This window comes from Nocardia sp. NPDC050435 (assembly GCF_040655395.1).
Lineage (GTDB): Bacteria > Actinomycetota > Actinomycetes > Mycobacteriales > Mycobacteriaceae > Nocardia.
On sequence record NZ_JBFAJW010000008.1, the window covers coordinates 411,057 to 434,397 of the forward strand.

Genomic DNA, 23,341 nt, shown 5'->3' on the forward strand with positions numbered 1-23,341 from the left:
GGTGTCCTCGGTCTCTCGTGTCCGTCGATCAGTTCGGCGCCAGCACGATGCTGAAATGCGTGCCGCCGAGCGAAGAGCTGTTCACCAGCACCGCGCCGTCGCGGGGCCGGTCGGGATGGAACGCCGCCAGCGCGGTCGCCAGCAGGCCCCCGACGCCGATCTGCTCGCCGAGCGTTCGCTTGGCTGCGATCAGCCGCGGACCCGCGGTGCCGAAAACGCGGTCCAGCGCCAGCTGTTCCGGTGCGTCGATCGCCGGCCAGCCGGTCTCGTTGGTCCACACCTGGGCGATCTCGGCGATCCCGAGTCCGGCGCTCTCGAGCGCCGCCCGCATCGCACGCTCGGTGCCCGAGCCCTGGCGATCGGTCCGTCCGGCCCCCAGCGCGTCGGAGGCGCAGGCGTGCCCGAGCACCTCGGCGTAGACGGTGGCGCCGCGCCGGGTCGCGTTGCCGAGGTCTTCCAGGACGACGGTGGCGGCGCCCTCGGCGAGGGTGAAGGCGTCGCGCGGTCCCATCGGAACCCCCAGGCGGCGGTAGGCGAGCGCGACCAGCGCGGTGAGCGTGTCCGCCGCGGTGGCCAGGATCGCGGTGGCACGACCGGCCGAGACCAGGTCGTAGCCGTAGCAGAGCGCGTTGGCGCCCGCGGCGTGGCCGGCGGTGACGGTGGAGGTCGGCCCGAGCGCGCCGAGCAGGGTGGCGACGCTGCCCGCCGCCGCGTTGTAGACAGTGTTGGGGAAGACCGCGGGGTTGGCCGCGGCCGCGCCCTCCGCGCGCAGCGGCGCGACGAACTGTTCCATCGCCTGCATGGGCCCCAGACCCGTGCCGAACACCACGCCGACCCGGGTCGGATCCGCGGTGAGGAGATCGGCTCCGGCGGCCTGCACGGCCTGGGTCGCGGCGAAGGTCGAGAGCAGTCCGAGCCGGTCCATGCGCCGCGCTTCGCGCCGGGTCAGATGCTCGGCCGGGTCGGTCTGGATGCGGCCCAGGCGCATTCCGTCCTCGAGGCGGGCGCAATCGCGCTCCTCGGACAAGGCTCGCAGGGCGGCCTCCAGGCCGACGCCGGCCGCCCCGACGGCCCCGGCTCCGGTCAGCACGACCCGGCTCGTCCGCGTCGCCGGCCGAACGGGCCCGGCCGGGCGCTCGGCGAAGACGACGCTGGCGTTCGCGCCGGCGAACGCGAAGTTGTTCGAGATGGCGTTGCGCGGCCGCCGCACCCGCGGCTCACGGGCGATGTGATCGAGGCGGCATTCCGGATCGGGGACGACGAGATTCGCCGTCGGCGGCAGCACGCCGTTGCGCAGCGCGCCGACGGTGATGATCGCCTCTACCGCCCCGGCCGCGCCGAGCAGATGCCCGATCATCGACTTGGAGCTGCTCACCGGCACCGAATCCGCGGCCGCGCGCAGGGCGAGCCGGGTGGCTTTGGCTTCGGCGCTGTCGTTGCGCGGTGTGCCGGTGCCGTGGCTGTTGATGTAGCCGATCTCGTCGTCGCCCAGACCCGACCACTCCATCGCGGCCCGCATCGCCCGGGCCGCGCCGGTGCCGTCGGGCCGCGGCGCGGTCGGATGATAGCCGTCGGCCGAGAGGCCGTAACCCCGCACCTCGCAGAGCGGTTCGATGTCGGCCGCCGCCACCAGGTCGGCGCGGGCCAGTACCAGCATGCCGCTGCCCTCGCCGAGCGAGAGCCCGGTGCGCTTGTCCTGGTAGGGCGCGGCCGGTGTGGGGGAGAGCGAACCCAGCGAGTTGAACCCCGCATAGGCGACGTCGGAGAGCGCGTCCGTGCCGCCCGCCAGCACGATGTCGGCGCGGCCGAACGCGATCAGATCGGCCGCGTATCCGATCGCGTTCGCGCCGGCCGCGCACGCCGTGTTGACCGTCAACGTCGGTCCCTGACACTGGAATTCGGCCGCCAGCGACTCGGCGATGGCCTGCGGCGGGCCGTACATCGCGAGCTCGGCGGCGCCGTTGCCGGTACCGTCGCCGAGCCACTCCATGGTGCTGAGCAGTCCGGCGTTGCAGGTGCCGAGCACGATCGCCCGGCGCCGCGGCTCCACCCCGGAGACCAGGGTGTGCGCGGCGTCCATCGCCTCCTGGGCGGCGGCGAACGCGAAATCGAAAGCGCGATCCCGGAATCCGCCGACCGCGGCCGCGATCGGCGACGGCGGAACGGGCGCGCGGACCTCGCCGCCGATCCGGGTGCGGTACTCGGCCATCGGCAGATGCTCGACCGGGCGGATCGCGACATGGCCGGTGCTGACGCCGTCCCACAGCGCCTTGGCGGTCTCACCCTGGGAGGTGACGGCCCCGACCGCGACCACGACCACGGTCTGCATCGGCGCGGCGCCGAATTCTTCTCGTTCCTTCACGACGGACTCCTGTTCAGGGTTTCAGATGCGCTTGAGAGCCAGCGCCGCGGATTGGCCGGACAGGCCCCGGCCGACCGCGAGGCTGTAGTCGGAGGTGAGGTCGCGCGCGGTGCCCGGCACCCAGTCCAGGTCGCACTCGGGGGCGGTGTCTTCGAGGTTGAGGGTCGGGGCAACCGCGCCCTCCCGCAGCGCCGCCGCGGCCAGTGCGACATTCAAAGTGCCTGCCGCGGAGAGCAGTTGGCCGACCGCGGGTTGTACGCTGCCGGCCAAGACGGTGTCCGCGCCGGCCCCGAGCCCGGCGCGCAGGCCCCGGGCTTCGGCCGCGTCCGCGCGCGGGACGGCGGCGCCGTCCGCGGCGACGTAACCGACGGCGCTGCCGTCGATCGCGGCCTCGCGCAGCGCGGATCGGACCGAGGTGGCCAGGCCGGACCCGTCACCCCAGATCCGGCCCGGTTCCGTCGGCTCCCAGCCACCGCCGAAGCCCACGATCTCCGCGTACGGCCGCACCCCGCGCCGGCGCGCGGCCTCGTAGCTCTCGAGCACGAGAGCACAGGCGCCCTCGCCCAGGACCGAGCCCGAGGCCGCGCGGTCGTAGGGCCGGACAGCGTCGGGATCGACCGCGGCGGTCAGTATCTCGAGCCGATCCAGTTTCGAAGCGCACCACCAGGACACGGCATCGTCGAAGCCGCCGGCGACCGCGACGTCGGTGTCGCCGCGCGCGATGGCCCGATAGGCGTTGCCGATCGCGCTGATTCCCGCGTCGCCCGCCCCGGATTGGAAGGCGCTGGGGCCGGCGAATCCGAATTCGTCGGACAGGAAGAACATTTCGGCCGAGGGCAGACCTTCGACGAAGAACAGCGGGTACATGTTCGCCGCGGCTTTGCCGAGCCGTTCCATATCGATCGAGCCGTCGTCCTCGCGCGCTTCGACCGTCGCGTCCAGCACGTGGCGTGGATCGGCGATCTGGTTCTCGCTGGCCAGGAAGACCCCGACGGTGTCGTTGCCCGGGGTCTGCGGGCCGATCCCCGCCTCGTCGGCGGCGAGCCGGACCGCGGTGTGCGCCAGCTGATTCGCCCGGGTCATCAGCCGCAGCGACTTCCGATTGCGCACATAGGGTTTGGCGTCGAAGCCGGTGATCTCCGCGCCGAGCCGGGCGCGCAGCGAGGACGGGTCGTACCGCTGGATCGGTCGCACCGCGCTGTGCCCGGCGAGCAGCGCCTTCCAGGTCTGGGGGAAACCGAGGCCCAGCGGCGACACCACGCCGATGCCACTGATCACAACGCGATTCATGGGAGTTCCTTAGCTGGCTGTGGGGACGGGTCATGTGGCGGTTGCGAGTCGGTAACCATGGCCAGTTCGCGCGCGAGCACGACGACGGTGTCGCCGACGGTGATCCGCCCGGAGAGCACCGCGTGTGACCGGTCGTGCGTGCGCAGGTCCACCGCGAGGCGGAGCTGATCGCCGGGGCGCACATAGTGGCGGAACTGCACCCGGCGCGCGGAGCCCAGCTGCCACCGCCCGCCGGTGGTCGCCGCCAGCAGGGAGTCGGAGAGGTTCGAGATCCCGTGCAGCAGAAGCACTCCCGGCAGCACCGGGAAACGCTGGAAGTGGGTGTCGAATACGGTCAGCGTGGACGGCACGTTCGCGAGCGCGACCGCGCCGGCGCCGGGACGTAGCTCGAGGATCCGGTCCAGGCACAGTCCGCCCGCCAGTGCGAGTTCGTCCGGCGGCACTCGCAGTTCGCCGTCCCAGCGCGGGGCGGAGAGGATGCTGTCGATGCTCACGCCGCCTCCAGGAGCAGCGAGGCATTGGTGCCGCCGAAGGCGAACGAATTGACCACAGCCACCGAAATCCGTGCCGCGCGTGCCTGATTCGGGACGTAGTCCAGATCGAGCTTCGGATCCGGTTCGGTGTGGTTGATCGTCGGGCTCACCACCCCCTCGGCGAAACCACGCAGCGCGGCGAGCACATTGAGCGCACCCGCCCCGGCGGTCAGATGCCCGGTCATGGACTTGGGCGAGGTGACCAGCAGCTCGTGCGCGTGCGCGCCGAAGACCTGCTTGATCGCCGCGGTCTCGGAGGTGTCGTTGCCCGGCGTACTCGTGCCGTGGGCATAGACGCAGTCGACGGCCGCCGGGTCGAGGCCGGCGTCGGCGATCGCGTTGGCCATCGCGGTGATCGAACCGCCGCCGTCCGGCGGCGAATCGGTGATCCGGTAGGCGTTCATCGTCGCCGCGTAGCCGCCGATCCGCCCGAGGATCCGAGCGCCGCGCGCCCGGGCTACGCGCTCGTCCTCGAGCACCATGAGCACCGAGCCCTCACCCAGCACGAACCCGTCCCGGTCGGCGTCGAACGGCTTGGAGGCGCGGGTCGGGTCATCGTTGTACCGGGTGGTCAGCGCGCCCAGCAGCGAAAAGCCCGAGACGTCGAGCCAGGTGGTCAATGCGTCCTGACCGCCCGCGACGGCCATGGTGATCTCCCCGGCCTGGATGCGCCGGAACGCCTCACCGATCGCGTGTGTGGCCGACGCGCACGCGGTGCTGATCCCGCTGATCGGCCCGCGGCAGCCGCCCACCTCCGCGATGGCGGCGAGATCGATGCCCTGATCACAGCGCAGGGTGCTCTCCGGGGCGCGGCGGTAGATCTCGGTTCCGCCGCTGAGCTGCCGGGTGCGCCCGATCTCGGCCAGCTCGGCGGGCTCGGGCCGGCCGACGTGGCCGCCCACGAAGACGCCGCGCTGCTCGGGGGCGTGATGCCCGTCCAGCTCACCCGCGTCGGCGATCGCCTCGGCCGCCGCGACGACGCCGAACCCGCCTGCCCGAGTGAGCAGATCCCAGCGCCCGGTGCTCAGCAATTCGGGTGCGGGGGCGAAGTCACGGACCATGCCGGCGATCTGCACCGAGAAAGAGCCGGGATCGAAGGTGGCGATCCGCCCGACCCCGCTGCGGCCCGCGGCCAATGCGGACCAGGTGTCGGCCGCGGTGTTGCCCACCGGGGTGACCGCACCGATGCCGGTGATGACGACGGTGTTGCTCATGAGTGCACTCCACTTCGCAGTATTTCTTCGCGACCGCCCACCGATTCGGCGTCCTCGAGCAGGTCGGCGTCGATCAGGGCGCACATCAGGTCCTCGACCTCGAGCGCGGTCCGCCCGCCGACCGAGAGCCGGCCCGAGACCACGATGGTGTCACCGGCCGACCCGATCTCGGCGGTGGCGAGCAGATCGTCACCGGGGCCCACCCGCGACCGCGCGCGTACCGCGCCCACCGACAGCAGCACCGCGCGGTGCCGGCGTTCGGTACTCAGGTAGACCAGCCAGGCCGCGCTCTGCGCGAGCACCTCGAGTTGGATCGGCACCGGCATGTATCGGCCGTGATCATCGGTGGCCCAATAGGTTTCGCTGGAACTGGTGAGCTTGACCGCCTCGATGCGGGTCCACGGCTCGACGGTCTCGATGCGATCGACCAGGTGGAATCTCATCGTCGCACCGGTCAGCTCGCCACGGCCACGTGCGGGGAGACCAGATCGGCCAGGTTGCGTACCGTGAACAGGTTCATCACGTCCTCGGCGGGCAGCTTGCCGCTGAGCTCGGCCGGGTCGATCTGCGGCATCACCTTTTCCAGCTGCGCCAGGCCGACATCGGAGACGACGCCGTCCTCGGTGCCGAACTGCTCGTCGGGAATGCCGCCCTGGATCCGCTCGCTCAGCTCGCTGGTCGTGATCTTGACGCCGAGCCGGCGCTCGATCCGGAAGAGGATGTCGAGCAGATCGATCGATTCGGCGCCGACCTCACCGAAAAGCGTTGCGTCGGCGTCGACTTCGTCGATATCGAGCGCGACCGCCTCGGCCACGATCTCGCGGACGGCGTCGATGACACTGGTTTCGGACATGGTTGTACCCCTCTGGCTGTGGTGTTCGGAAAATCGCACGATCGATGTGCGAGAAAGGACGTCGGCACGAACACGACGCTGTGTGCGCTCGAGGTGTGGAAACCCGCTAGCGGCGGGCGGTCTTCTTCAGTGGTTTGCCCAGCAGCAAAGTGCCGCCGCCCATCCCGTCGATCGGGATCAGCGCGCCGCTGAGGTGAGCGGTGTGCGTCGCGGCGAGGAAGGACACCAGTTCGGCGACCTCCTCGACCGCGGTGGCGCCCGGCACGGGCACCTGTCCGATGATGCCGTCGCCGGTGCCGGCGCTGAGGACGTCGGCGATCATCTCGGTTTCCACGAAGCCGGGCAGCACCGCGTTGACACGGATACCGAAGCGGGCGAACTCGAGCGCCGATGCCCGAGTGAAGGAGTTGATCGCGGCCTTGGAGGCCGCGTAGGCCGAGGCGCCGAGCCAGGCCCGCTGGCCCATCACGGACGAGATGTTCACGATGGCCGCCCCGTCCTGCTGAGTGAGGGCGGCCGAAGCGGCCCGGGTGCAGTTGAACACGCCGCCGAAGTTGACCCGCATGACGTCGAGCCAGTCGGCCTCGTCCATCTGCATGATCAGTCGATTCCGGGTGATGCCGGTGTTGTTGATCAAGATGTCGAGTCGCCCGGCGTGGACGAGAGTCTCCCGCACCACGGCCTCGGCGCCGGAGGGAAGCGAAACGTCACCCTGGATCGCGACGGCGCGGCCGCCACGGTGTTCGATATCCGCGACCAGCTCTTTGGCGGACTGTTCGCCGCGAAAGTAGTTGACCGCGACGAATGCGCCCTCCGCGGCCAGCTTTCGGCAGATCGCTTGTCCGATACCGCCCGATCCGCCGGTTACCAAGGCGGCGCGGCCGGTGTGAATTGAACCCATACAGCCCTCCCCTGAGCACTGTCTCGGAAGTGCGGCACCATTCGGATCGAACGATCGGATCCACACTTTCCGAAACCGATGATCCAGCTCGCAACAACCCTGTGCAACTGACCAAACCGTGACGCTAGTCACACCTGTTTGGATGCTCGGAAAGTCGCCGGAGACGCCATTCGGAATCGCTCGTGTGCGATTTATCCGGCGCTATTCGCAGGGTGTCGGCATTTCTGTGGCAATCGGTGCGGCGAGTTGCGGAGTTTGCCGGGTTCGAAATTGGACCGGCGTCGGCGGTAATGCGACATCCAATGTTTACGGATCGGTATCGCACGGCGCGCGGACCGCGCTGCCGGAAATCAAACTGGGCAGGCGACTATCAAGGTATGACAGTGATTCAGGACACTCTCGGCCGGAAATGTCCGATTCGGGCGCATAATCACAGTGGGTGGGGGTCACCTTGATGCTGCGACAAACGATGGGGTCCGTCGCGGCCTGTTCTTCCGGGTTCCTGAGATACCCGTATTTCGCGATGGAGTTTTGGAATGCACGCAGCCTCGTACTTGTTTCCCGGCCAAGGTTCGCAACGAATCGGGATGGGCCGCGATCTTCGCGACGCGTACCCGGATCTGGTGGCCCCGATATTCGCCACCGCCGATGAGATTCTCGGATTCGAGCTCTCCCGCCTGTGCTGGGAGGGGCCGGAGGATCGGCTCGAACGTACCGATATCACGCAACCGGCGATTTTCGTCGCCAGTTTCGCTGCCTACCGCGTCCTGGCCGAGTTGCTGCCGCCGCCGGTGGTCGTCGCCGGCCACAGCCTCGGTGAGTACACGGCGCTGGTTGCCGCCGGAGTGCTGGAGTGGACCGACGCGCTCAGGCTGGTGCGCCGGCGCGGGATGCTGATGGCCGGAGTGAACGAGTCGACGCCCGGCGCCATGGCCGCCGCGCTCGGTCTGCCCGCCGCCGAAGTCGAGCGGATCTGCGCCGCCGTCCGGCTGGAGACCCGTGCGGTGATCGAAGTCGCGAACTACAACAGTGCCGATCAAACGGTGGTGTCCGGCAGTGTCGAGGGAGTCGCCGGGTTCACCGCACGAGTGCTCGCGCTCGGCCGCCCCGAGGTGAAGGTGAAGCGGATCAAGGTCGGCGCGCCGTTCCACAGTTCGATGATGTCGGCCGTGGAGGCCGAGTTCGCGGCGGATCTGGCGAGTGTGCGCTTCGCGGAGCCGGTGCTTCCGATCCTCGCCAATGTCACCGCCCGGCCGGTGCGAACAGGCGAGGAGGCCCGGGCCGCGCTGCGCAAGCAGCTCGCCGGATCCGTGCGGTGGAGCGAAACGCTGGCGGCCGTGCGTGCTCGGGGCGTCGACGCTTTTGTCGAAGTCGGCCCCGGCCGAGTCCTGACCGGATTGTGTAAACGAACCTATCCCGAGGTCGTCTGTCACTCCGCGGGCGAGGCTCGGCGTATCGAGGCTCTGGCCGGCGCGGTCGGATTCGGTGCCGAAGCCGGTTTGCGGAGTGCGTCCTGAGCCTTTCATTTCGGGATATCCATCCCGTTCGAGGTGGGCGATCCGCGGCGACTCGGCGCCGGGTTGCCGCGGGCTAGGTCGGGCGATCCGCGACCGTGTCCCAGAATTCCACGGCGAGTGACTCGTAGCGGATTCCGAATTCCAGGACCAGCAATTCGTTGGCGTCGCTTTCCGGGGTTCCGGACAGCGAGTGGTGTGCGGTGCGATAGCGGTCGAGACGTTGCTGATGCGCGGACTTCTCCGCCTCGGCGACTTTCGCCACGTCGGTCGGGGCTGCCAGGCTGCCGAAATAAAGTTTCAGAAGACCACTGTCCCGCAGTTCGTGGGTGGGAGCGTCGGCACTGTGTGAAAGCCATTCTTCGAGTCGTGCCCGGCCTTGATCGGTGATACTATAAATTCGCCGGCGACGGCCCGTGGCTTCCTGGTATCCGGAAAGTAGGTTCTTTTCGGCCAGGCGTTCGGGCTCGGCATATATCTGAGAATGCGGGAAGGACCAGAAGAAACCGATCGATCTGTCTACATGCTTCTTGATATCGAATGGTGTACAAGGGCCGGTGCGTGCCACCAGGCTCAATACCAGATATGACGTCGGGCTGAGTTTGAATTCGGACAAGCGGCTCACTCCTCTCGTGTCGAGGGTTGGCCGCAAATGCAGCGACGGACCCTGTCTCGGTTGTTTGTGGATTCGCGCGTTTCGTCATTCACGTGTCCACTTCCGGGACTCAACCTGTGGGCCGGACTATACATTTCGGACTGTTGGCGAGTCAACCGGTGTGGGGATCGCGCGCCCCTTGCACCGCAATGCTTTTCGGATCGAATGCCTCGGCACCGCAGCGGCGCCGAGGCATTCGTGGCGTCAGGCGGTTGTGACCAAGGGGGCCAACGTTTTCCCGGCGAGTTCGAGCACGCCCGGCTGATGGCCGTTAGCGACCATGTTGATGACCAGACCGTTCACGCCGAGCGCGAGAACCTGCTCCTGGAGCCGGTCGGCGACTTCGTCGGGGCTGCCGATGAACAACCGGCCGTCCATGCCGGCGCGCACTCGCCCGACCTTGTCCGGGTCACCCACGCGCCGGGCGAACATCTCGTCGACCGCCCGGTGCGCGTGCGCGGAGGATTCGTCCATGGCGACGAAGGCGAGATAACTGACATCGAGCGTCGCGCGATCGCGCCCGGCTTCGTCGCAGCGGCGTTGCAGGGCCTCGAGCTTGCCCGGCAGTTCGACGGCGTCGCAGCCGATGCTGAGGTGATCGGCGTAGCGCGCGGCCAGGGCGAAGGTCTTCTTCTCGCCAGCTCCGCCCAGCATGATCGGCAGATCGTCGCGCATCCGGGGCTCGTTGATGGCGTTTTCGACGCGGTACCATTTGCCTTCGAAGCTGGGACGAGCTCCGCGCAGCATCGCCTCGATGATGTGCAGCGCCTCGTCGAGTTTCTCGAAACGTTCGGTGAACGAACCGAACTCGTAGCCGTAGGACCGGTGCTCGAGCTCGAACCAGCCGGCGCCGATGCCGAGCATGGCCCGGCCCTGACTGACCACATCCAGTGTGGTCACGGTCTTGGCCAGTAGTGCCGGATTGCGATAGGTGTTCCCGGTCACCAAGGTGGACAGCTGAATTCGGTCGGTCGTGGCGGCGAGGGCGGCCAGCGCGGTGTACGCCTCGAGCGTCGGCCCGTGCGGCGGGCCGAAACGCTGGTAGAAGTGGTCGGTCAGGAACACGGTGTCGAATCCCGCGCGCTCGGCCTCCTGCGCCTGCGCGATGACCGTCGGAAAGAGTTTGTCGACCGTTGCTCCGAAATTGAAATCGGGCATCTGATATCCGAGGCGAACGATCGCACGCCCAGCTGGTTTCGTCATCTGCTTGCTCCGAGAGTGAAGGGCGGGTGGTGTCACACGTCTTTGCGGATCAGGGCGCGGCGTCCGCCGAACAGGACGCCGAGCGTCACCAGGACGACGAGGCCCAGTCGCGGCCAGCCGCCCAGCGACCCGATGAGCGCGTCCGCGGCATCGGCGCTCTGGGAGAGCTTCCCGACGACGGCGGTCGGCGCAACCAGCGTCATCAATTTGTGCAATTCGCCGAAAGCCGTGGCGGAGGCCGCTTCGGGGAGCACGACGTGGGCGCTGACGGCCGCTACGGCGCCGGCCGAACTGCGCAGCATGAGCCCGATGGCCAAGCCGAACAGCGCCACCGCCGGAAATACCAGGTAGATTCCGAGCAGTCCGGGAAAAGGCTGGCCCGCAGCGTATTTCGCGGAATCGATGGTGGCGATGCCGACCAGGTAGGCCAGCGTCGTCGACAGCACCCCGACGACGCTGGAGATCGTCGCGGTGGTGATCACCTTGGCGGCGAACACCGTGTCGCGCTGCGGTGTCGCCGCGAGCACCGGCCGGATGGTGCCGGAGGAGTACTCGGTGGTCATCATGAGCGCACCCCACGCGCCGATCACCGCCACGGGCAAGGTGAGTGCGGTCAGCGCGCCGCCGAGCACCGTGTCATGGGCTTCGAGGCTGTCGGAGAGGCCGACCAGCAAGGCGCTGGCCGGACCGATGATCACGGCCAGCAGCGGCAGGAACCACAGCGACCGGGCCGAGCGGGCCTTCACCAGCTCGGACCGTACCTGGAAACGCAGCGGTGACCAGCGGCCGACGGGGGAGATCAGGGGAACAGCGGTGGCGGTCATGCGGACTCCTGCATTACGTCGTGCGGTTCGAAGGTGTGCTGGCCGGTGACCAATTGGGTGTAAACGTCCTCGACCGAGGCCTGCAGCGGCGTGAGCTCGTCGAGCACGATGCCGCGTAGGGCCGCGATCCGGCCGATCTCGCGCGACCGGGTGGCGCGCACGGTGCCGACATCGCCGCGGATCGAGATCCGGTCGCCCAGCACCTCCGCCAACTCGGCCAGACTCTCGCTGCGGACCCGCACCGACGGTTCGGCGACGCGCTCGACGAAGGAGGCGGTGGGCTCGTCCGCGATGAGCTCGCCCTTGCTCATCACCAGGAGATGATCGGCGACGAGCTCGGTCTCGCTCATCATGTGGCTCGAGAGCAACACCGTACGGCCCTCGTCGGCCATCGCCCGTAGCGTCTGTCGGATCCAGCGGATGCCCTCGGTGTCCAGGCCGTTGACCGGCTCGTCGAGAATCAGCACCGAGGGGTCGCCGAGCAGGGCCGCGGCGATGCCGAGTCGCTGGCGCATGCCGAGGGAGAAGCCCTTGACGCGCTTGCCCGCGACATCGGCCAAGCCGACTCGATCGAGCACCTCCTCGACGCGCCGGCGCGGAATGCCGTTGCTGGCGGCCAAAAAGGCCAGGTGCTGAGCGGCCGACCGGGAGGGGAGTACGTCGCCGGCGTCGAGCAGCGCGCCGACCGTGTGCAGCGGATGGACGAGGTCGCTGTATTTGCGGCCGATCACCGACACGGTGCCGGAGGTCGGGGCGTCCAGGCCCAGGATCAACCGCATGGTGGTCGACTTGCCGGAGCCGTTCGGTCCGAGAAACCCGGTGACGCGGCCGGGTTCGACGGTGAAAGTGAGGTCGTGGATGGCGCGAGTCTTGCCGTAGAGCTTGGTCAAGCTACGTGCTTCGATCATGCTTCGAGCCTATGGACGCAGGCAGCGGCCCACATCCCTCCTCGGAGCGAACTTCGGGAGTCACTCTCGAGAGTGAGCTCCTCGGCCGGAGCCGCCGTTGCGCGGCGTCTCAACCCGCACCCGTTCCACCACGGACAGCCGATGCGTGCCGCGCAGGCCCTTGAGTTCGACTTCGCGTGCGCCGGCCACGGCGATGTCGCGGTGCGTGCTCAGCGCCTCGCGCACGGTGTCGCTGACTAGCACTTCGCCGCCGTCGGCTTGTCCGGCGACACGCGCCGCCATCGCCACGTTGCGGCCGAACAGGTCGTCGCCGCGCCGCACGGACCGGCCCATGTGGATGCCGATGCGCACCCGGATGCGTTCGCGCCCGGCCGGGGCCCCGCCGTTGCTCAGCGCGTGCTGGATGTCCAGGCTGCACCGCACCGCCTGTTCGGGCTCGGCGAACGCGATCATGAAGCCGTCGCCCTGACTCTTCACGATGTGCCCGTCGTGCTCGGCGACGCACTTGCGGATCAGCCGGTCGTGGCGGTCGAGCAGTTTGACCCAGGCCCGGTCGCCGAGTTGTTCGTTGAGCGCGGTGGATCCTTCGATGTCGGAGAACGCGAGCACCACGTGCCCGTCGGGTGTGAGCCGGGCCAGATCCGGTCGCTCCACCTGGGCCCACCCGGCCAGCTCCTCGATCGAGGACCGGACGGCGCCGCGGAAGCCCTTCTTGCGCAACACATTCGCGGTATCCCACACGGTCTTGACCGCTTCCCGGCCGGTGATCTTCCACAGCTCCCGGGTGTCGACGCGCCGCTGGAGCTCCGCGAGCTCCTGGCGGCTGCGCCGCAGCAGCACGACCAGCACGGCCAACCCGGCGGCTTCCAGCACCGCTACTACCGCAAGAACGAGCTCGATCATCACCGGAATCCGTCGGAGAAGTGGTCGGGACACAGCGCGTCCGACTCTAGCCGCTGCGCGCCGCTCAGTTGTCGTAGGAGGCGACGCCGACCGGGCCGACCCCCACGCAGAGCGCGAGATCCGCTGTGCGGGTGGAGATCCGGAGCTCCCGGCCACTGCCGATCACGCGCACGAAGCTGGTGTTCAGGCCCTGGCGGACCGGCGCCGACACCGGTTCGCCGTGTTCGAAGCCGAGGGTGATCCAGCCGTCGCGGTTCGCGAGATAGTTGAGCTGCGCGGTCCATTCGTGCTCGAGCATGGGGCCGTCGAGCGGGAGCGAGACGGGCCCGCCGCGCACCCGATAGCCGCAGTCCGGCTCCGGTCCGGGCCGGATGCTCCGGTTCCACCAGACCTCCGCGTCGACGATCGCGCCGGAATCGGTGATCATCCGCAGGCGCGGCGTCGACTGCGCGAAGGCGCCCGGCGGCGCGAGGGCGGCCAGCGCCCGGCTGGCCAGGTTCTCCGGATACACCAGCGGATTGAGGACCGCCCACGGGAGTTCCTGCTCCAGCAGCGGCACGTCGTCGTGCTCGGCCAGTTCCGCCGCGACGGTGGTGAGGTAGTCGCGGGTCGGGTCGGCGCGCCAGGAGCGGACGAAGGTGTAGGTGGTGCACAGACTGCTCACCAGGAACAGCGACAGCACCGCGGTCGCCGTGCCCGCGCCGGCGCGCAGCCGGCGGCGCGGCCGGGCGCTGAGCACGAGGACGCCCGCCGCCGCGAGAATCACGGTGACATCGGCGAAGTAGCGCAGCGACAGCATGATCTCGCCCGCCGTATTGGGTCCGCTGCGGGCCAGCGCGACCGGCAACTGGGCGATCAGCACACAGACCGCCGCGGTGAGCCACACCGCCCACACCCGGCACCGGCCCCGGATCGACAGTGCCGCGACGACGCCCAGCGCGAGCCAGGCCGCGGCCACCGCCCAGCCCGGCGGATCCGCCCACGGCGTCGACGGCACCCAGCGCTCCCACAGCCACGGCCCGCCGAACAGGCTCGGCACGAAGCCGAACGAGGTCGCGCGCACCAGCAGGTTGCGCAGTTCACCCACACTGTGCTGCTCGGCCGAGACGTCGACGACGGTCAGGAAAACGATCGCCCATACCGCCGTCACGAGCGCGAACCCGGCCCACAATCCCGCACCGCGCCGCAGGATCTCGCGCCGGCCGACCCGGCCGTCGCTCACGTAGCGGGCGAGCGCGGCCACGGCGAGCGCGACGGGCGGAATGATCACCGCCTTCTCGAAGAACAGCAGCGCCACGGCGAACACCAGCAGCGCGGATACGACGTGGCGGCGCGGGCCGCCGCGCAGCACCAGCACCACCTCGGCGATCACCCACGCGAGCGCGCACTGCAGCGGCAGGGCGTTCAGCGCGGCCGACCACCACGCGAACGCGGGCAGGGTCAGCGGGCAGAACAGATAGAAGACCAACGGGGCCAGGATGATCCGTCGGACGCCGACCAGCACGATCAGCACGCGCAGCACCGCCGCCGAGGCCACGAGTTGCAGGACGAGCATCGAGGCGACCGCCGCGCTCCACTGCATCGGCGCGACGGCCGTCAGCAGCCACGCGGCGGCGAAGGCCAGCGGCATGAAGTGGCCGTCGTGGTCGTAGCGCAGCAGTTCGGCCGACCACAGCGGGTAGCTCGCGGCCCGGCCGGTGAGAATCAGATCGTCCCAGTAGTAGTAGCCGCTGCCGGCGACCCAGCCGCGCAGGGCCAGCTGTCCGAGGATCAGGCCAACGGCCACGACGACGATCCACCGACCGGCCGGGGGAGCGGGCGGCTCCGCTCGCGCGCGGCGAACGGGCCGGGGTAGGGCGACCTCTGCGGTGTCCATCGCGTTTCACCGTAGCCGCGCGGGCTCTAGCGGCGCGGCACCCGCCGGTGGCGTGGTGTCTCGGACATCCCGCCGGACAGAACACAGCGCCCGCGTCACCGTTGACGCGGGCGCTGTGCCGTGCGCACCGAAAATCAGTGCACGATAACGGGTTCCCCTTCCGCGGGCACGGGCACCGTGTTCGGCATCAGGAACGCGGTGATCACGGCGCCCGCCACGAAGATCGCGGCGGCCCAGGAGAAGCTGGTGGTGTAGCTCTCGATCTGCGCCTGCGCCACGGCGAGCGGACCCGGCTGATGCGTGCCCAGGTAGTCGGTCGCGGCCGAGGCGGCGATGGTGCTCAGCAGCGCCGTGCCGATCGACCCGCCGACCTGCTGGCTGGTGTTGATCATCGCCGACGCGACACCCGCGTCCTCGTGCCGCACACCCGCGGTCGCGCCCTGGAACGCGGTCGACATCGCGCCACCGAGACCCAGGCCCATCAGGACCAGCGCGGGCAGGATGTGGGTGACATAGGCGCTGTCCAGGCTGATCTGGGTCAGCCAGGCCATGCCCGCCGCGGCGATCAGGAAGCCGCCGCTCATCACGATCTTCGGGCCGATCCGGGGCAGCACCAGCGAGGGCACCGTGGTCGAGGAGACGACCATGCCCGCGACCATCGGCAGGAACGCCAGGCCGGTCTTTATCGGCGAGTAGCCCATGCTCAGCTGCATGTAGTAGGTGAGGAACAGGAAGATCGCGAACATACCGATGCCCATGACGAACACGGTCAGATACGACCCGCCGCGGGTCCGGTCCAGCACGATGCGCAGCGGCAGCAGCGGATTCGCGACCCGGGTCTCCAGCCGCACGAACACCGCGAGCAGGATCGCGCCGCCGATCAGGAAGCCGAGCGTGACCGGGTTGGTCCAGCTGGTCGATTCGGCATGCGAGAAGCCGTAGACGATGCCGAACAGGGCGGCGGTGACCACCACGGTGCCCGGGATATCGAGTTTGGGCCGCTCGGTGACCACGTGCTTGGCCAGCAGCATGATCGCGCCGACCAGGGCGACCGCCGCGAAGGCGAGGTTGACGAACATCACCCAGCGCCACGACGCCCATTCGGTGAGCATGCCGCCGAGCAGCAGGCCGAGCGCGCCGCCGGTGCCGGCGACGGCGCCGAAGATGCCGAAGGCCTTGGCCCGCTCCGACGGTTCGGTGAAGGTGACCGTGAGCAGCGACAGCGCGGCGGGCGCGAGCAGCGCGCCGAACACGCCCTGGCCGACGCGGGCCGCGACGAGCATCTCGAAGCTGGTGGCCGCGCCGCCGACGGCCGAGGCCACGGCGAAGCCGACCAGGCCGAGCATGAAGGTGTTGCGGCGGCCGAACAGGTCGCTGAGGCGCCCGCCCAGGAGCAGCAGGCTGCCGAAGGCGAGCGCGTAACCGGTGACGACCCACTGCCGGTCGCCGTCGCTGAATCCGAGGTCGGCCTGCGCCGCGGGCAGCGCGATGTTCACGACGGTCGCGTCGAGCACGACCATCAGCTGCGCGACGCCCAGCACGGCGAGTACCCACCAGCGCAGCGCGTGTGCGCCGCGACGGCCCTCGTCCGTCTTCTCGGGGGCAGGTGCCCCACGGTCGAACGTGGTAGTCATGTGTCCCCTTTGTCCCAAGTCTTGATGCGGAGGCGCGTCCTCCGCTTACGCGCTAAGCTATCACCATAACGGAGGAAGTGCCTCCGCTTAATCCCGCTTTCTGCAAGGATGAGCCTGTGAATCACGCCACTACGGCGGGCGCGCCCCGGCGGTTACGCGCCGACGCGGCCCGCAACCAGCAGCGGATCCTCGAGGCGGCCCGGCAACTGTTCGCCGAGCGCGGACTCGAGACCACCCTCGACGACGTCGCCGAGCGCGCCGGCGTCGGCGTGGGGACCGTCTACCGCCGCTTCGCCAACAAGAAGGAACTGATCGCCGAGGTCTTCGAGGCCCACGTCGGTGACATGGCCACGGCCGCCGAGGCCGCCGCCGCCCACCCCGATCCCTGGGCGGGCCTCGTGCAGTTCATCGAATACGCCTGCACGCACGTGGCGGCCAACCGCGGCTTCAGTGCGGTGATCCTCGAACTCGAAGACGACCCGCAGCGCTTCGCCTCCCTGCGCGACCGGGTCAAGCCGACCGTCGCCGCCGTCGTCGACCGGGCGCGCGCGGCCGGTGCGCTGCACCCGGATATCGCGGCCCCGGACTTCTTCGCGCTGATCCACATGGTCGACGCGCTCGCCGAATTCGCCAAGCCGGTCGACCCGGACCTGTGGCGGCGCTACCTGGCCATCGCCCTCAACGGTGTGCGCGCCGACACCACGCCGCGCCGCCCGCTGCCGGTGGGCGCGCTCACCGACGAACAGGTCGAGCGGGCGAAATCCCATCTCTGCGAGGGGCACAGGCGCTGACTCCCGGCGACTGTGCTGTGTCACAGTCCATTCGGAGGACAACTGTGCGCTGTCCTGATCCCGGCATCGGCTGATTGGTTCCGCCAAATGCGGATACTCTCGGTGGAGTAGCGATTTCCGAGTGTACGAATGTACACAGAAGGGGTTGTACCGCCGTGGATCTGCTGAAGTGGAGCAAACGCCCCGCCACCGAGGTCGAGGCAAAACGCCCGGAGGTCAATATTCTGCGCGGCCTGGCCGCCCGGGCCACCACGCCGCTGCTGCCCGACGACTATCTGCGTCTGCTCAATCCCCTGTGGACCGCCCGCGAACTGCGCGGCAAGGTCGTCGACGTCGTCAAGGAAACCGACGACACGGCGACCGTCACGATCCAACCGGGCTGGGGCTTTCCCGCCGTCTACAAGCCGGGGCAGTACATCGGCATCGGCCTGCGGATCGACGGCCGCTGGCATTGGCGTTCCTACTCGCTGACCTCCATCGGTGAAACCGCGGACCGCACCATCTCGATCACCGTCAAGGCCAATCCCGACGGCTTCCTGTCCAGTCACCTGGTCGACGGCGTCCGGCCCGCCACGATCATCCGCCTGGCCGCGCCCAAGGGCGATTTCCACCTGCCCGAGCCCGTCCCCGGCTCGATCCTGTTCGTGACGGCGGGCAGTGGCGTCACACCGGTGATGGCCATGCTGCGCGCACTCGCCGCACGCGGCGCGACCCCGGACATCCAGCACATCCATTCCGCGCCCACCCGCGAAGACGTCATCTTTCTCGACGAACTGGAAGCCCGTTCGGACGAGGCACGCAATTATCACCTGCGCCTGCAATTGACCCGGCGCATGGGCAAATTCGAGACCGCGCGCCTGGACGAATGGGTGCCGGACTGGCGCGACCGCGAATGCTGGGCCTGCGGGCCGCCGGGCCTGCTGGAGTCGATGGAATCCCACTACGCCGCCGCCGGTCTTTCCGGCCGCCTGCACGTCGAACGCTTCGCCATCGCCCGCACCGATCGTGGCGGCGAGGGCGGGACGGTCGATTTCGCGCGCTCCGGCAAGAAAGCCGAGATCGACGGCGCGACAACGCTGCTCGAAGCGGGCGAGAAACTCGGCATCGCGATGCCGTTCGGCTGTCGCATGGGCATCTGCAAGACCTGCGTCGTTCCCCTGGCCGGCGGCTACGCCCGGGATCTGCGCGACGGCGCGGAACGGCGCGAGGGCGAACGAATCCAGACCTGCATCAGCACCGCCTCGGGCGACTGCACTCTCGATCTCTAGGAGCACCATGGCTATCACCGATATCGACGTCTACGCACACCTGACCCCCGAGGACATCGACGCGCTCGGCGCCGAATTGGACGCGATCCGCCGGGATATCGAACAATCCCGGGGCGAACGCGACGCCCGGTATATCCGGCGCACCATCGCCCTGCAGCGGGCGCTGGCCGTCGGCGGCCGGATCACGCTGATGTTCAGCAATCGCAAACCCGCCTGGCTGGCGGGCACCGCGATGCTCTCGCTGGCCAAGATCATCGAGAACATGGAACTCGGCCACAATGTGATGCACGGGCAATGGGATTGGATGAACGACCCCGAGATCCACTCCTCGTCCTGGGAATGGGACACCACCTGCCCCAGCGTGCAGTGGAAGCACTCGCACAATTTCGTCCATCACAAGTACACGAACATCGTCGGCATGGACGACGATGTCGGCTACGGCATCCTGCGGGTGACCCGCGACCAGCCCTGGGCCTGGTGGAATGTCGGCAACCCGATCTACAACCTGCTGCTGGGCACGTTCTTCGAATGGGGCGTCGCGCTGCACCATCTCGAGGTCGAGAAGCTGCGCAACAAGGACAAGAACTGGCGGCAGGCGCTGAAGGATCTGCGCATCATCGGCACCAAGGTCGGCAAGCAGGCGGCCAAGGATTACCTGATCTTCCCGGCGCTGGCCGGACCGAACTGGAAGACGACGCTCACCGCCGACGCCGCGGCGAACCTCGTCCGCAACTACTGGGCCTACATGGTCATCTTCTGCGGCCATTTCCCGGACGGCGCCGAGAAATTCACCACCGAGGAACTCGCCGCCGAGGACCAGCCGCGCTGGTATCTGCGGCAGATGCTGGGCTCGGCGAACTTTCGCGCCGGACTCCTGACGCGTTTCCTGAGCGGCAATCTCAGCCACCAGATCGAGCACCACCTGTTCCCCGATCTACCCAGCAATCGCTACGAGGAGATCGGTGTCCGGGTTCGCGAACTCTGCGACAAATACGATCTCCCGTACACCACGGGCTCGCTCGGCCGGCAGTATCTGCAATCCTTCCGCACGATCGCCAAACTCGCCCTGCCCAACGCCCTGCTCTCCGCGACAGCCGACGACGCCCCCGAGACCGCCTCGGAATTGCGTTTCGCCATCCGCGCGGGCCTCGACGAACACTTCGGCCTCGATCCGGAAACCGGTAAGCGGAAGGGGCTGCGCACCGCCCTGCGAGAACTCGAACAGGCGCCGGTGCGCACTCGTTGAATGTCAGGCGCCCGCGGGCAGGATCGACGGTTCCAGGGCGAGTTCGGCCCACACCGTTTTGCAGCCCGTGCCGGTGATCACACCCCAGGCCAGCGCGATTCGATCCAGCAGCAGAATGCCGCGGCCGCCCCGGTCGTCCGGGGTGCGCAGCCGGGGCGCGGCGGCGCCGGCGTCGTCGACCTCGATGCGCAGCCGCTCCGGGTTGAACCGGCGCAGGATCCGGCATCGCCGGGGCGGGCTACCGTGGCGGCGCGCGTTGGTGACCATCTCGTCGGTGCACAGCACCGCGTCGTTCACCAGCGCGGCGGTCTCGACGACGAGCAGACTCCGTACCGCGTTGCGGATCTCGCTGTCGGAGGTGGTGTCCAGATCGAAGTCCAGCGCCGAGATCTCATCGGGGGTGTGCGGGTCGTACATGGTCATCGATGATCACCTCACATCTGGGCAATAGTGGTTGAGCGACGGTTAACCGCAGCGACACCGATCAAACAAGTGCGTCAGCCCACACCCAGCGCGTGCAGGATGTGCGGCCGCGCGACCGCGAGTTGACTGCCCCAGTACGGCCAGGAATGGGTCCCGGTCGCCGGGTATTCGAAGACGGCGGCGATCCCGAGCGCGCGCAGCCGTGCCTCGAACGAGCGGGTCGACACCAAAGCGCCTGCCTCCAGGCCGGTTCCGGCGATCGTGGCCGCCGCGGTGTCGGGACTGTCCCACTGATCCGCCGGCCCGGGAACACCGCTGGCGGCCGAAATGTACATCGGGAGTCCGGCCAATGCCGGTGCGAGCGCGGCCGGATCCAGGCGCTGCCAGCGCGGCGAGCCCGGCGGGGCGAGCGCGGTGAGGTCGTAACCGCCGCCCTGCAGCGCGGCCAAGCGCATCGCGTCGCGCACGCCCGGCAGGCTCCAGTCGAGCAGGCCGCTCAGTGCGGTGGCGTGCACGAATTGGTCTCGGTGATTGGCGGCCAGCGCCAGCGCGGCGCTGGCGCCCATCGACAAGCCCGCGACCGCGGTCCGCGTCCGGTCGACGCCGTAGTCGGCAAGGTAGGCGGGTAGTTCCTCGGTGAGGAAAGTCTCCCACCGGTACGGCACCGCCTGGCCGTTGAGCGCCGAGGTCGCCGACCAGTCGGCGTACCAGGAGGATTCGCCGCCGACCGGCAGGACCAGGGTGAGGTCGTCGTCGCCGAACAACGCCAGCGCGTCGGTGTGCATGACCCAGCCGTTGCCCGAGGGCAGCGCGCGCAGACCGTCGAGCAGGTACAGCGCACTCGAACCGCCATGGGCGGCCCACCGCACCTGGACCTTGATCGGGCCCATGCGCGAGGGCACCAGCAGTTCCTCGAATCCGCCCGGGCGCTGGGCCGGTTCGGCGACGGCGCCCGGTGCGGCCGGGACGAGCACGGCGAGGGCCAGGCTCGCCGCGACCGCGATCCGCCGCCACCAGCGGGTTCGCTCACCCATGTCCGCCCTCCGGCGTCGCGGCGGTGCCGCCGAGAGCGGCCGTCTCGATCGCGCCGACCTCGAAGCGCAACGCGGCCTCGCGGCGGTGCACGGTTAGCGGGATGCGCTGGGTGGCACCGGAGTCGAGAGTGGCGACGAGAACAAGGCGACGAGGCTGCGGCATGCGACAGCCTTTCCCCGATTACCGCGCCCTAACCGGCGTGCGGCGCGTCCGCGCGCGTTTCCGGTGGTTTCGATCTCTGTCCACGGGTAATTGCGCTGTTGTCCGAAAGTCGGCCCACGGTAAGCAGGAGGATGGTATGCCAGAGCACGGGAGCGGCCCCCGCGAGGCGGTCGAGGGCGTGGTCGAGGACGTGAAGGGTCGCGCCAAGGAGGCGCTCGGCGTCGTCACCGGCGACGAGGACCTGAAGGGCGAGGGCCGGGCGCAACAGGACAAGGCCGCCTCGCAGCGCGAAGCGGCGGCGAAAGAGGCCGAGGCGGAAAAGGCCCGGGTGGAAGCCGACGTGCAGGAAGCACGGCAGGCGAGCCATCAACGGCACTGAGCTCCGGCGATGCCTCGGTGCGGCGGGGTGCGCCCGTTTCGCCGCGGCGCATCCGAGGTTTCCGCCGTGAGCGGCGCGACCGGAGGCGTGCTGGCCACCCGGATGGTGACCGACGGCGGCCGTCCGGTGCTGATCGAAGTGGGCACGCCGGTGGAGGCGTCCGACGGCAGCGGCCGATGCGGGTTCCGGGTGCACGGCATGGGGGAGTTCGAGGTCCGCGACGTCGACGGGATCGCGGCGCTCTACCGCGCGCTGGTGGCACTGCGCGCGGTGCTGAGCCGCGCCAACCGATGCGGGCACCGCTTCGCCGTGCTCGATGCCACGGCACAGGGATTCCCGGTCGCGCCCAGCCCCGGATATCGGGCCCCGGAGGCCGCGGCGTCCGGGGGCGTGGTCGGCCTGCGGATCCAGGTCACCGACCGGGGCCCGCGCGCGATCGAGATCGACAGTCCGAGGCGCGCGGTGGGGCGGGGCTATTACGTCTGCGCGTTCCGGATCGAAGGCCGGCCACAGGCGGTGGCCTCCGGATGCGATGCGATTCAGGCGCTGCTCACCGCGTTGCGGATGATCGGCGCCCTGCTGGCGTTCCCCTCGGATTGGCCGGTCAGTCGCGCGCGCTGAGGCCGCTCAGCTCTCGGGGACCCGTTCGTGCAGCGTCAGCAGGCGGTGATCGAACCGAGTCCGGAACTGGGGGATCTCCTTGCTGAGCGGGCGCAGCTCCGCGACCAGCTGGGTGGCCAGCGCGCGCAGGCGCACATTGGATTCCTGCGACCGCCATCGCAGCAGCCGGAAGGCCTGGTCCGGCGTCAGCCCGTAGACCAGCATGAGCGCGCCTTTGGCCTGCTCGATCGTCTGGCGGCCCTCGTAGGATTCGGTGAGTTCCTCGTCGGAGTTCTCCTCGACGATGTCGGTGATCTCGATGTAGTAGCCGAGCGTGCCGACGATCGACTCCTGATCGTCGAGAATCAGGTCGGCGACCGCGATGACCTCGTGTTCGAAGCCGGCGGTGTCGATGATCCGGTGCCGGCTGGAGAACGGTTCGCTGTTCTCGATCATCGTGGTGATCGCCCCGGCGACGCGGTCGCGGTCCTCGGGGTGCTGGTGGGCCAGCAGCAGTTCGGTGGTCGGCTCGACCTCACCGGGGGAGTAGCCGTGCATGGCGGCGACCTCGTCGGACCACTCCCAGCGTTGCTCGCCGAACCAGAACCGGAAGCTGCCGATGGGCTGCTGGGTTCCGGTGCCGATCACCGCCTCCACCTCGGCGACGCCGCCGGGCGAGACGAGCTGCCCGAGCGGGGCGTCGCTGCGGGACTCTTGATCCATATCGGTCACCGTTCCAGTGTGCACGGGGCGTCGACCTGCGGTTA

General features: G+C 69.2%; 24 protein-coding genes. 6 read left to right on the forward strand and 18 right to left on the reverse strand.

The features are described 5' to 3' along the window. Positions 1-28 precede the first annotated feature (28 nt). The 7 genes from AB0I43_RS25685 to AB0I43_RS25715 all read right to left on the reverse strand — a co-directional run bounded on the left by AB0I43_RS25685 (position 29) and on the right by AB0I43_RS25715 (position 7,153). Positions 29-2,362, reverse strand: a complete 2,334-nt coding sequence (locus tag AB0I43_RS25685) for a beta-ketoacyl-[acyl-carrier-protein] synthase family protein (protein WP_356974203.1) — start codon at positions 2,360-2,362, stop codon at positions 29-31. 21 nt (positions 2,363-2,383) lie between these two features. Beyond that, entirely contained in the window at positions 2,384-3,652 is a 1,269-nt protein-coding gene (locus AB0I43_RS25690) for a beta-ketoacyl synthase N-terminal-like domain-containing protein (protein WP_356974201.1), read from the reverse strand. After that, entirely contained in the window at positions 3,649-4,146 is a 498-nt protein-coding gene (locus tag AB0I43_RS25695; RefSeq protein ID WP_356974199.1) for a hypothetical protein, read from the reverse strand. Before AB0I43_RS25695 ends, AB0I43_RS25690 begins: the two co-directional genes overlap by 4 nt. Further along, positions 4,143-5,399 (reverse strand): beta-ketoacyl-[acyl-carrier-protein] synthase family protein, encoded by a 1,257-nt coding sequence (locus AB0I43_RS25700; RefSeq protein ID WP_356974197.1) that lies wholly within the window; start codon positions 5,397-5,399, stop codon positions 4,143-4,145. Before AB0I43_RS25700 ends, AB0I43_RS25695 begins: the two co-directional genes overlap by 4 nt. Beyond that, positions 5,396-5,842, reverse strand: a complete 447-nt coding sequence (locus tag AB0I43_RS25705) for a hypothetical protein (RefSeq protein WP_356974195.1) — start codon at positions 5,840-5,842, stop codon at positions 5,396-5,398. The genes AB0I43_RS25700 and AB0I43_RS25705 overlap by 4 nt, the downstream gene beginning before the upstream one ends. Positions 5,843-5,853: 11 nt before the next feature. Next, the gene (locus AB0I43_RS25710) at positions 5,854-6,252 is read right to left on the reverse strand and encodes an acyl carrier protein (RefSeq protein ID WP_356974193.1); all 399 of its coding nucleotides are present in this window, start codon (positions 6,250-6,252) and stop codon (positions 5,854-5,856) included. 106 nt (positions 6,253-6,358) lie between these two features. Next, entirely contained in the window at positions 6,359-7,153 is a 795-nt protein-coding gene (locus AB0I43_RS25715) for an SDR family NAD(P)-dependent oxidoreductase (RefSeq protein ID WP_356974191.1), read from the reverse strand. Between the two features lie 536 nt (positions 7,154-7,689). Between AB0I43_RS25715 and fabD the strand changes: the two genes are divergently transcribed. Next, positions 7,690-8,670: an ACP S-malonyltransferase gene (gene fabD, locus AB0I43_RS25720; RefSeq protein ID WP_356974190.1), complete on the forward strand. Its 981-nt coding sequence runs from the start codon at positions 7,690-7,692 to the stop codon at positions 8,668-8,670. 73 nt (positions 8,671-8,743) lie between these two features. On the opposite strand, the gene AB0I43_RS25725 is transcribed toward fabD, so the two are convergent. The 7 genes from AB0I43_RS25725 to AB0I43_RS25755 all read right to left on the reverse strand — a co-directional run bounded on the left by AB0I43_RS25725 (position 8,744) and on the right by AB0I43_RS25755 (position 16,670). Further along, on the reverse strand, positions 8,744-9,283 hold the full coding sequence (locus tag AB0I43_RS25725) for a PadR family transcriptional regulator (protein ID WP_356974189.1): 540 nt from the start codon (positions 9,281-9,283) through the stop codon (positions 8,744-8,746). A gap of 243 nt (positions 9,284-9,526) precedes the next feature. Then, positions 9,527-10,480: a TIGR03560 family F420-dependent LLM class oxidoreductase gene (locus AB0I43_RS25730; RefSeq protein ID WP_356974188.1), complete on the reverse strand. Its 954-nt coding sequence runs from the start codon at positions 10,478-10,480 to the stop codon at positions 9,527-9,529. A 77-nt stretch (positions 10,481-10,557) separates the two neighbouring features. Next, a complete protein-coding gene (locus AB0I43_RS25735; protein ID WP_356974187.1) occupies positions 10,558-11,349 on the reverse strand; it encodes an ABC transporter permease in 792 nt (263 codons plus the stop codon). Further along, positions 11,346-12,257, reverse strand: a complete 912-nt coding sequence (locus AB0I43_RS25740; protein ID WP_356974186.1) for an ATP-binding cassette domain-containing protein — start codon at positions 12,255-12,257, stop codon at positions 11,346-11,348. Before AB0I43_RS25740 ends, AB0I43_RS25735 begins: the two co-directional genes overlap by 4 nt. Positions 12,258-12,317: 60 nt before the next feature. Next, positions 12,318-13,160 carry an adenylate/guanylate cyclase domain-containing protein gene (locus AB0I43_RS25745; protein WP_356974185.1) on the reverse strand — a complete coding sequence of 281 codons (843 nt, stop codon included), beginning with the start codon at positions 13,158-13,160 and terminating at the stop codon, positions 12,318-12,320. Positions 13,161-13,224: 64 nt separating this feature from the next. Then, on the reverse strand, positions 13,225-15,036 hold the full coding sequence (locus AB0I43_RS25750) for a hypothetical protein (protein WP_356974184.1): 1,812 nt from the start codon (positions 15,034-15,036) through the stop codon (positions 13,225-13,227). Between the two features lie 134 nt (positions 15,037-15,170). Beyond that, positions 15,171-16,670, reverse strand: a complete 1,500-nt coding sequence (locus AB0I43_RS25755; protein WP_356974183.1) for an MFS transporter — start codon at positions 16,668-16,670, stop codon at positions 15,171-15,173. Positions 16,671-16,786: 116 nt separating this feature from the next. Here AB0I43_RS25755 and AB0I43_RS25760 point away from each other — a divergent pair, with 116 nt between their 5' ends. From AB0I43_RS25760 to AB0I43_RS25770, 3 genes are all read left to right on the forward strand, one after another. Continuing rightward, positions 16,787-17,461, forward strand: a complete 675-nt coding sequence (locus tag AB0I43_RS25760; RefSeq protein ID WP_357432703.1) for a helix-turn-helix domain-containing protein — start codon at positions 16,787-16,789, stop codon at positions 17,459-17,461. 155 nt (positions 17,462-17,616) lie between these two features. Further along, the gene (locus AB0I43_RS25765) at positions 17,617-18,729 is read left to right on the forward strand and encodes a ferredoxin reductase (RefSeq protein ID WP_356974180.1); all 1,113 of its coding nucleotides are present in this window, start codon (positions 17,617-17,619) and stop codon (positions 18,727-18,729) included. Positions 18,730-18,736: 7 nt separating this feature from the next. Continuing rightward, positions 18,737-19,975: a fatty acid desaturase gene (locus AB0I43_RS25770; RefSeq protein ID WP_356974179.1), complete on the forward strand. Its 1,239-nt coding sequence runs from the start codon at positions 18,737-18,739 to the stop codon at positions 19,973-19,975. Positions 19,976-19,978: 3 nt separating this feature from the next. Here AB0I43_RS25770 and AB0I43_RS25775 read toward each other — a convergent pair whose 3' ends face one another. From AB0I43_RS25775 to AB0I43_RS25785, 3 genes are all read right to left on the reverse strand, one after another. Next, positions 19,979-20,398, reverse strand: coding sequence for an ATP-binding protein (locus AB0I43_RS25775; RefSeq protein WP_356974178.1), 420 nt, complete (start codon positions 20,396-20,398; stop codon positions 19,979-19,981). Between the two features lie 74 nt (positions 20,399-20,472). Next, the gene (locus tag AB0I43_RS25780) at positions 20,473-21,432 is read right to left on the reverse strand and encodes an alpha/beta hydrolase family protein (RefSeq protein WP_356974177.1); all 960 of its coding nucleotides are present in this window, start codon (positions 21,430-21,432) and stop codon (positions 20,473-20,475) included. Beyond that, positions 21,425-21,595, reverse strand: a complete 171-nt coding sequence (locus AB0I43_RS25785; RefSeq protein WP_356974176.1) for a hypothetical protein — start codon at positions 21,593-21,595, stop codon at positions 21,425-21,427. The genes AB0I43_RS25780 and AB0I43_RS25785 overlap by 8 nt, the downstream gene beginning before the upstream one ends. Positions 21,596-21,731: 136 nt before the next feature. Here AB0I43_RS25785 and AB0I43_RS25790 point away from each other — a divergent pair, with 136 nt between their 5' ends. Continuing rightward, on the forward strand, positions 21,732-21,974 hold the full coding sequence (locus tag AB0I43_RS25790; protein WP_356974175.1) for a CsbD family protein: 243 nt from the start codon (positions 21,732-21,734) through the stop codon (positions 21,972-21,974). Between the two features lie 66 nt (positions 21,975-22,040). After that, positions 22,041-22,595: a hypothetical protein gene (locus AB0I43_RS25795; RefSeq protein WP_356974174.1), complete on the forward strand. Its 555-nt coding sequence runs from the start codon at positions 22,041-22,043 to the stop codon at positions 22,593-22,595. Between the two features lie 6 nt (positions 22,596-22,601). Here AB0I43_RS25795 and AB0I43_RS25800 read toward each other — a convergent pair whose 3' ends face one another. After that, the gene (locus AB0I43_RS25800; protein ID WP_356974173.1) at positions 22,602-23,297 is read right to left on the reverse strand and encodes a PAS and ANTAR domain-containing protein; all 696 of its coding nucleotides are present in this window, start codon (positions 23,295-23,297) and stop codon (positions 22,602-22,604) included. Between the last annotated feature and the right edge of the window lie 44 nt (positions 23,298-23,341).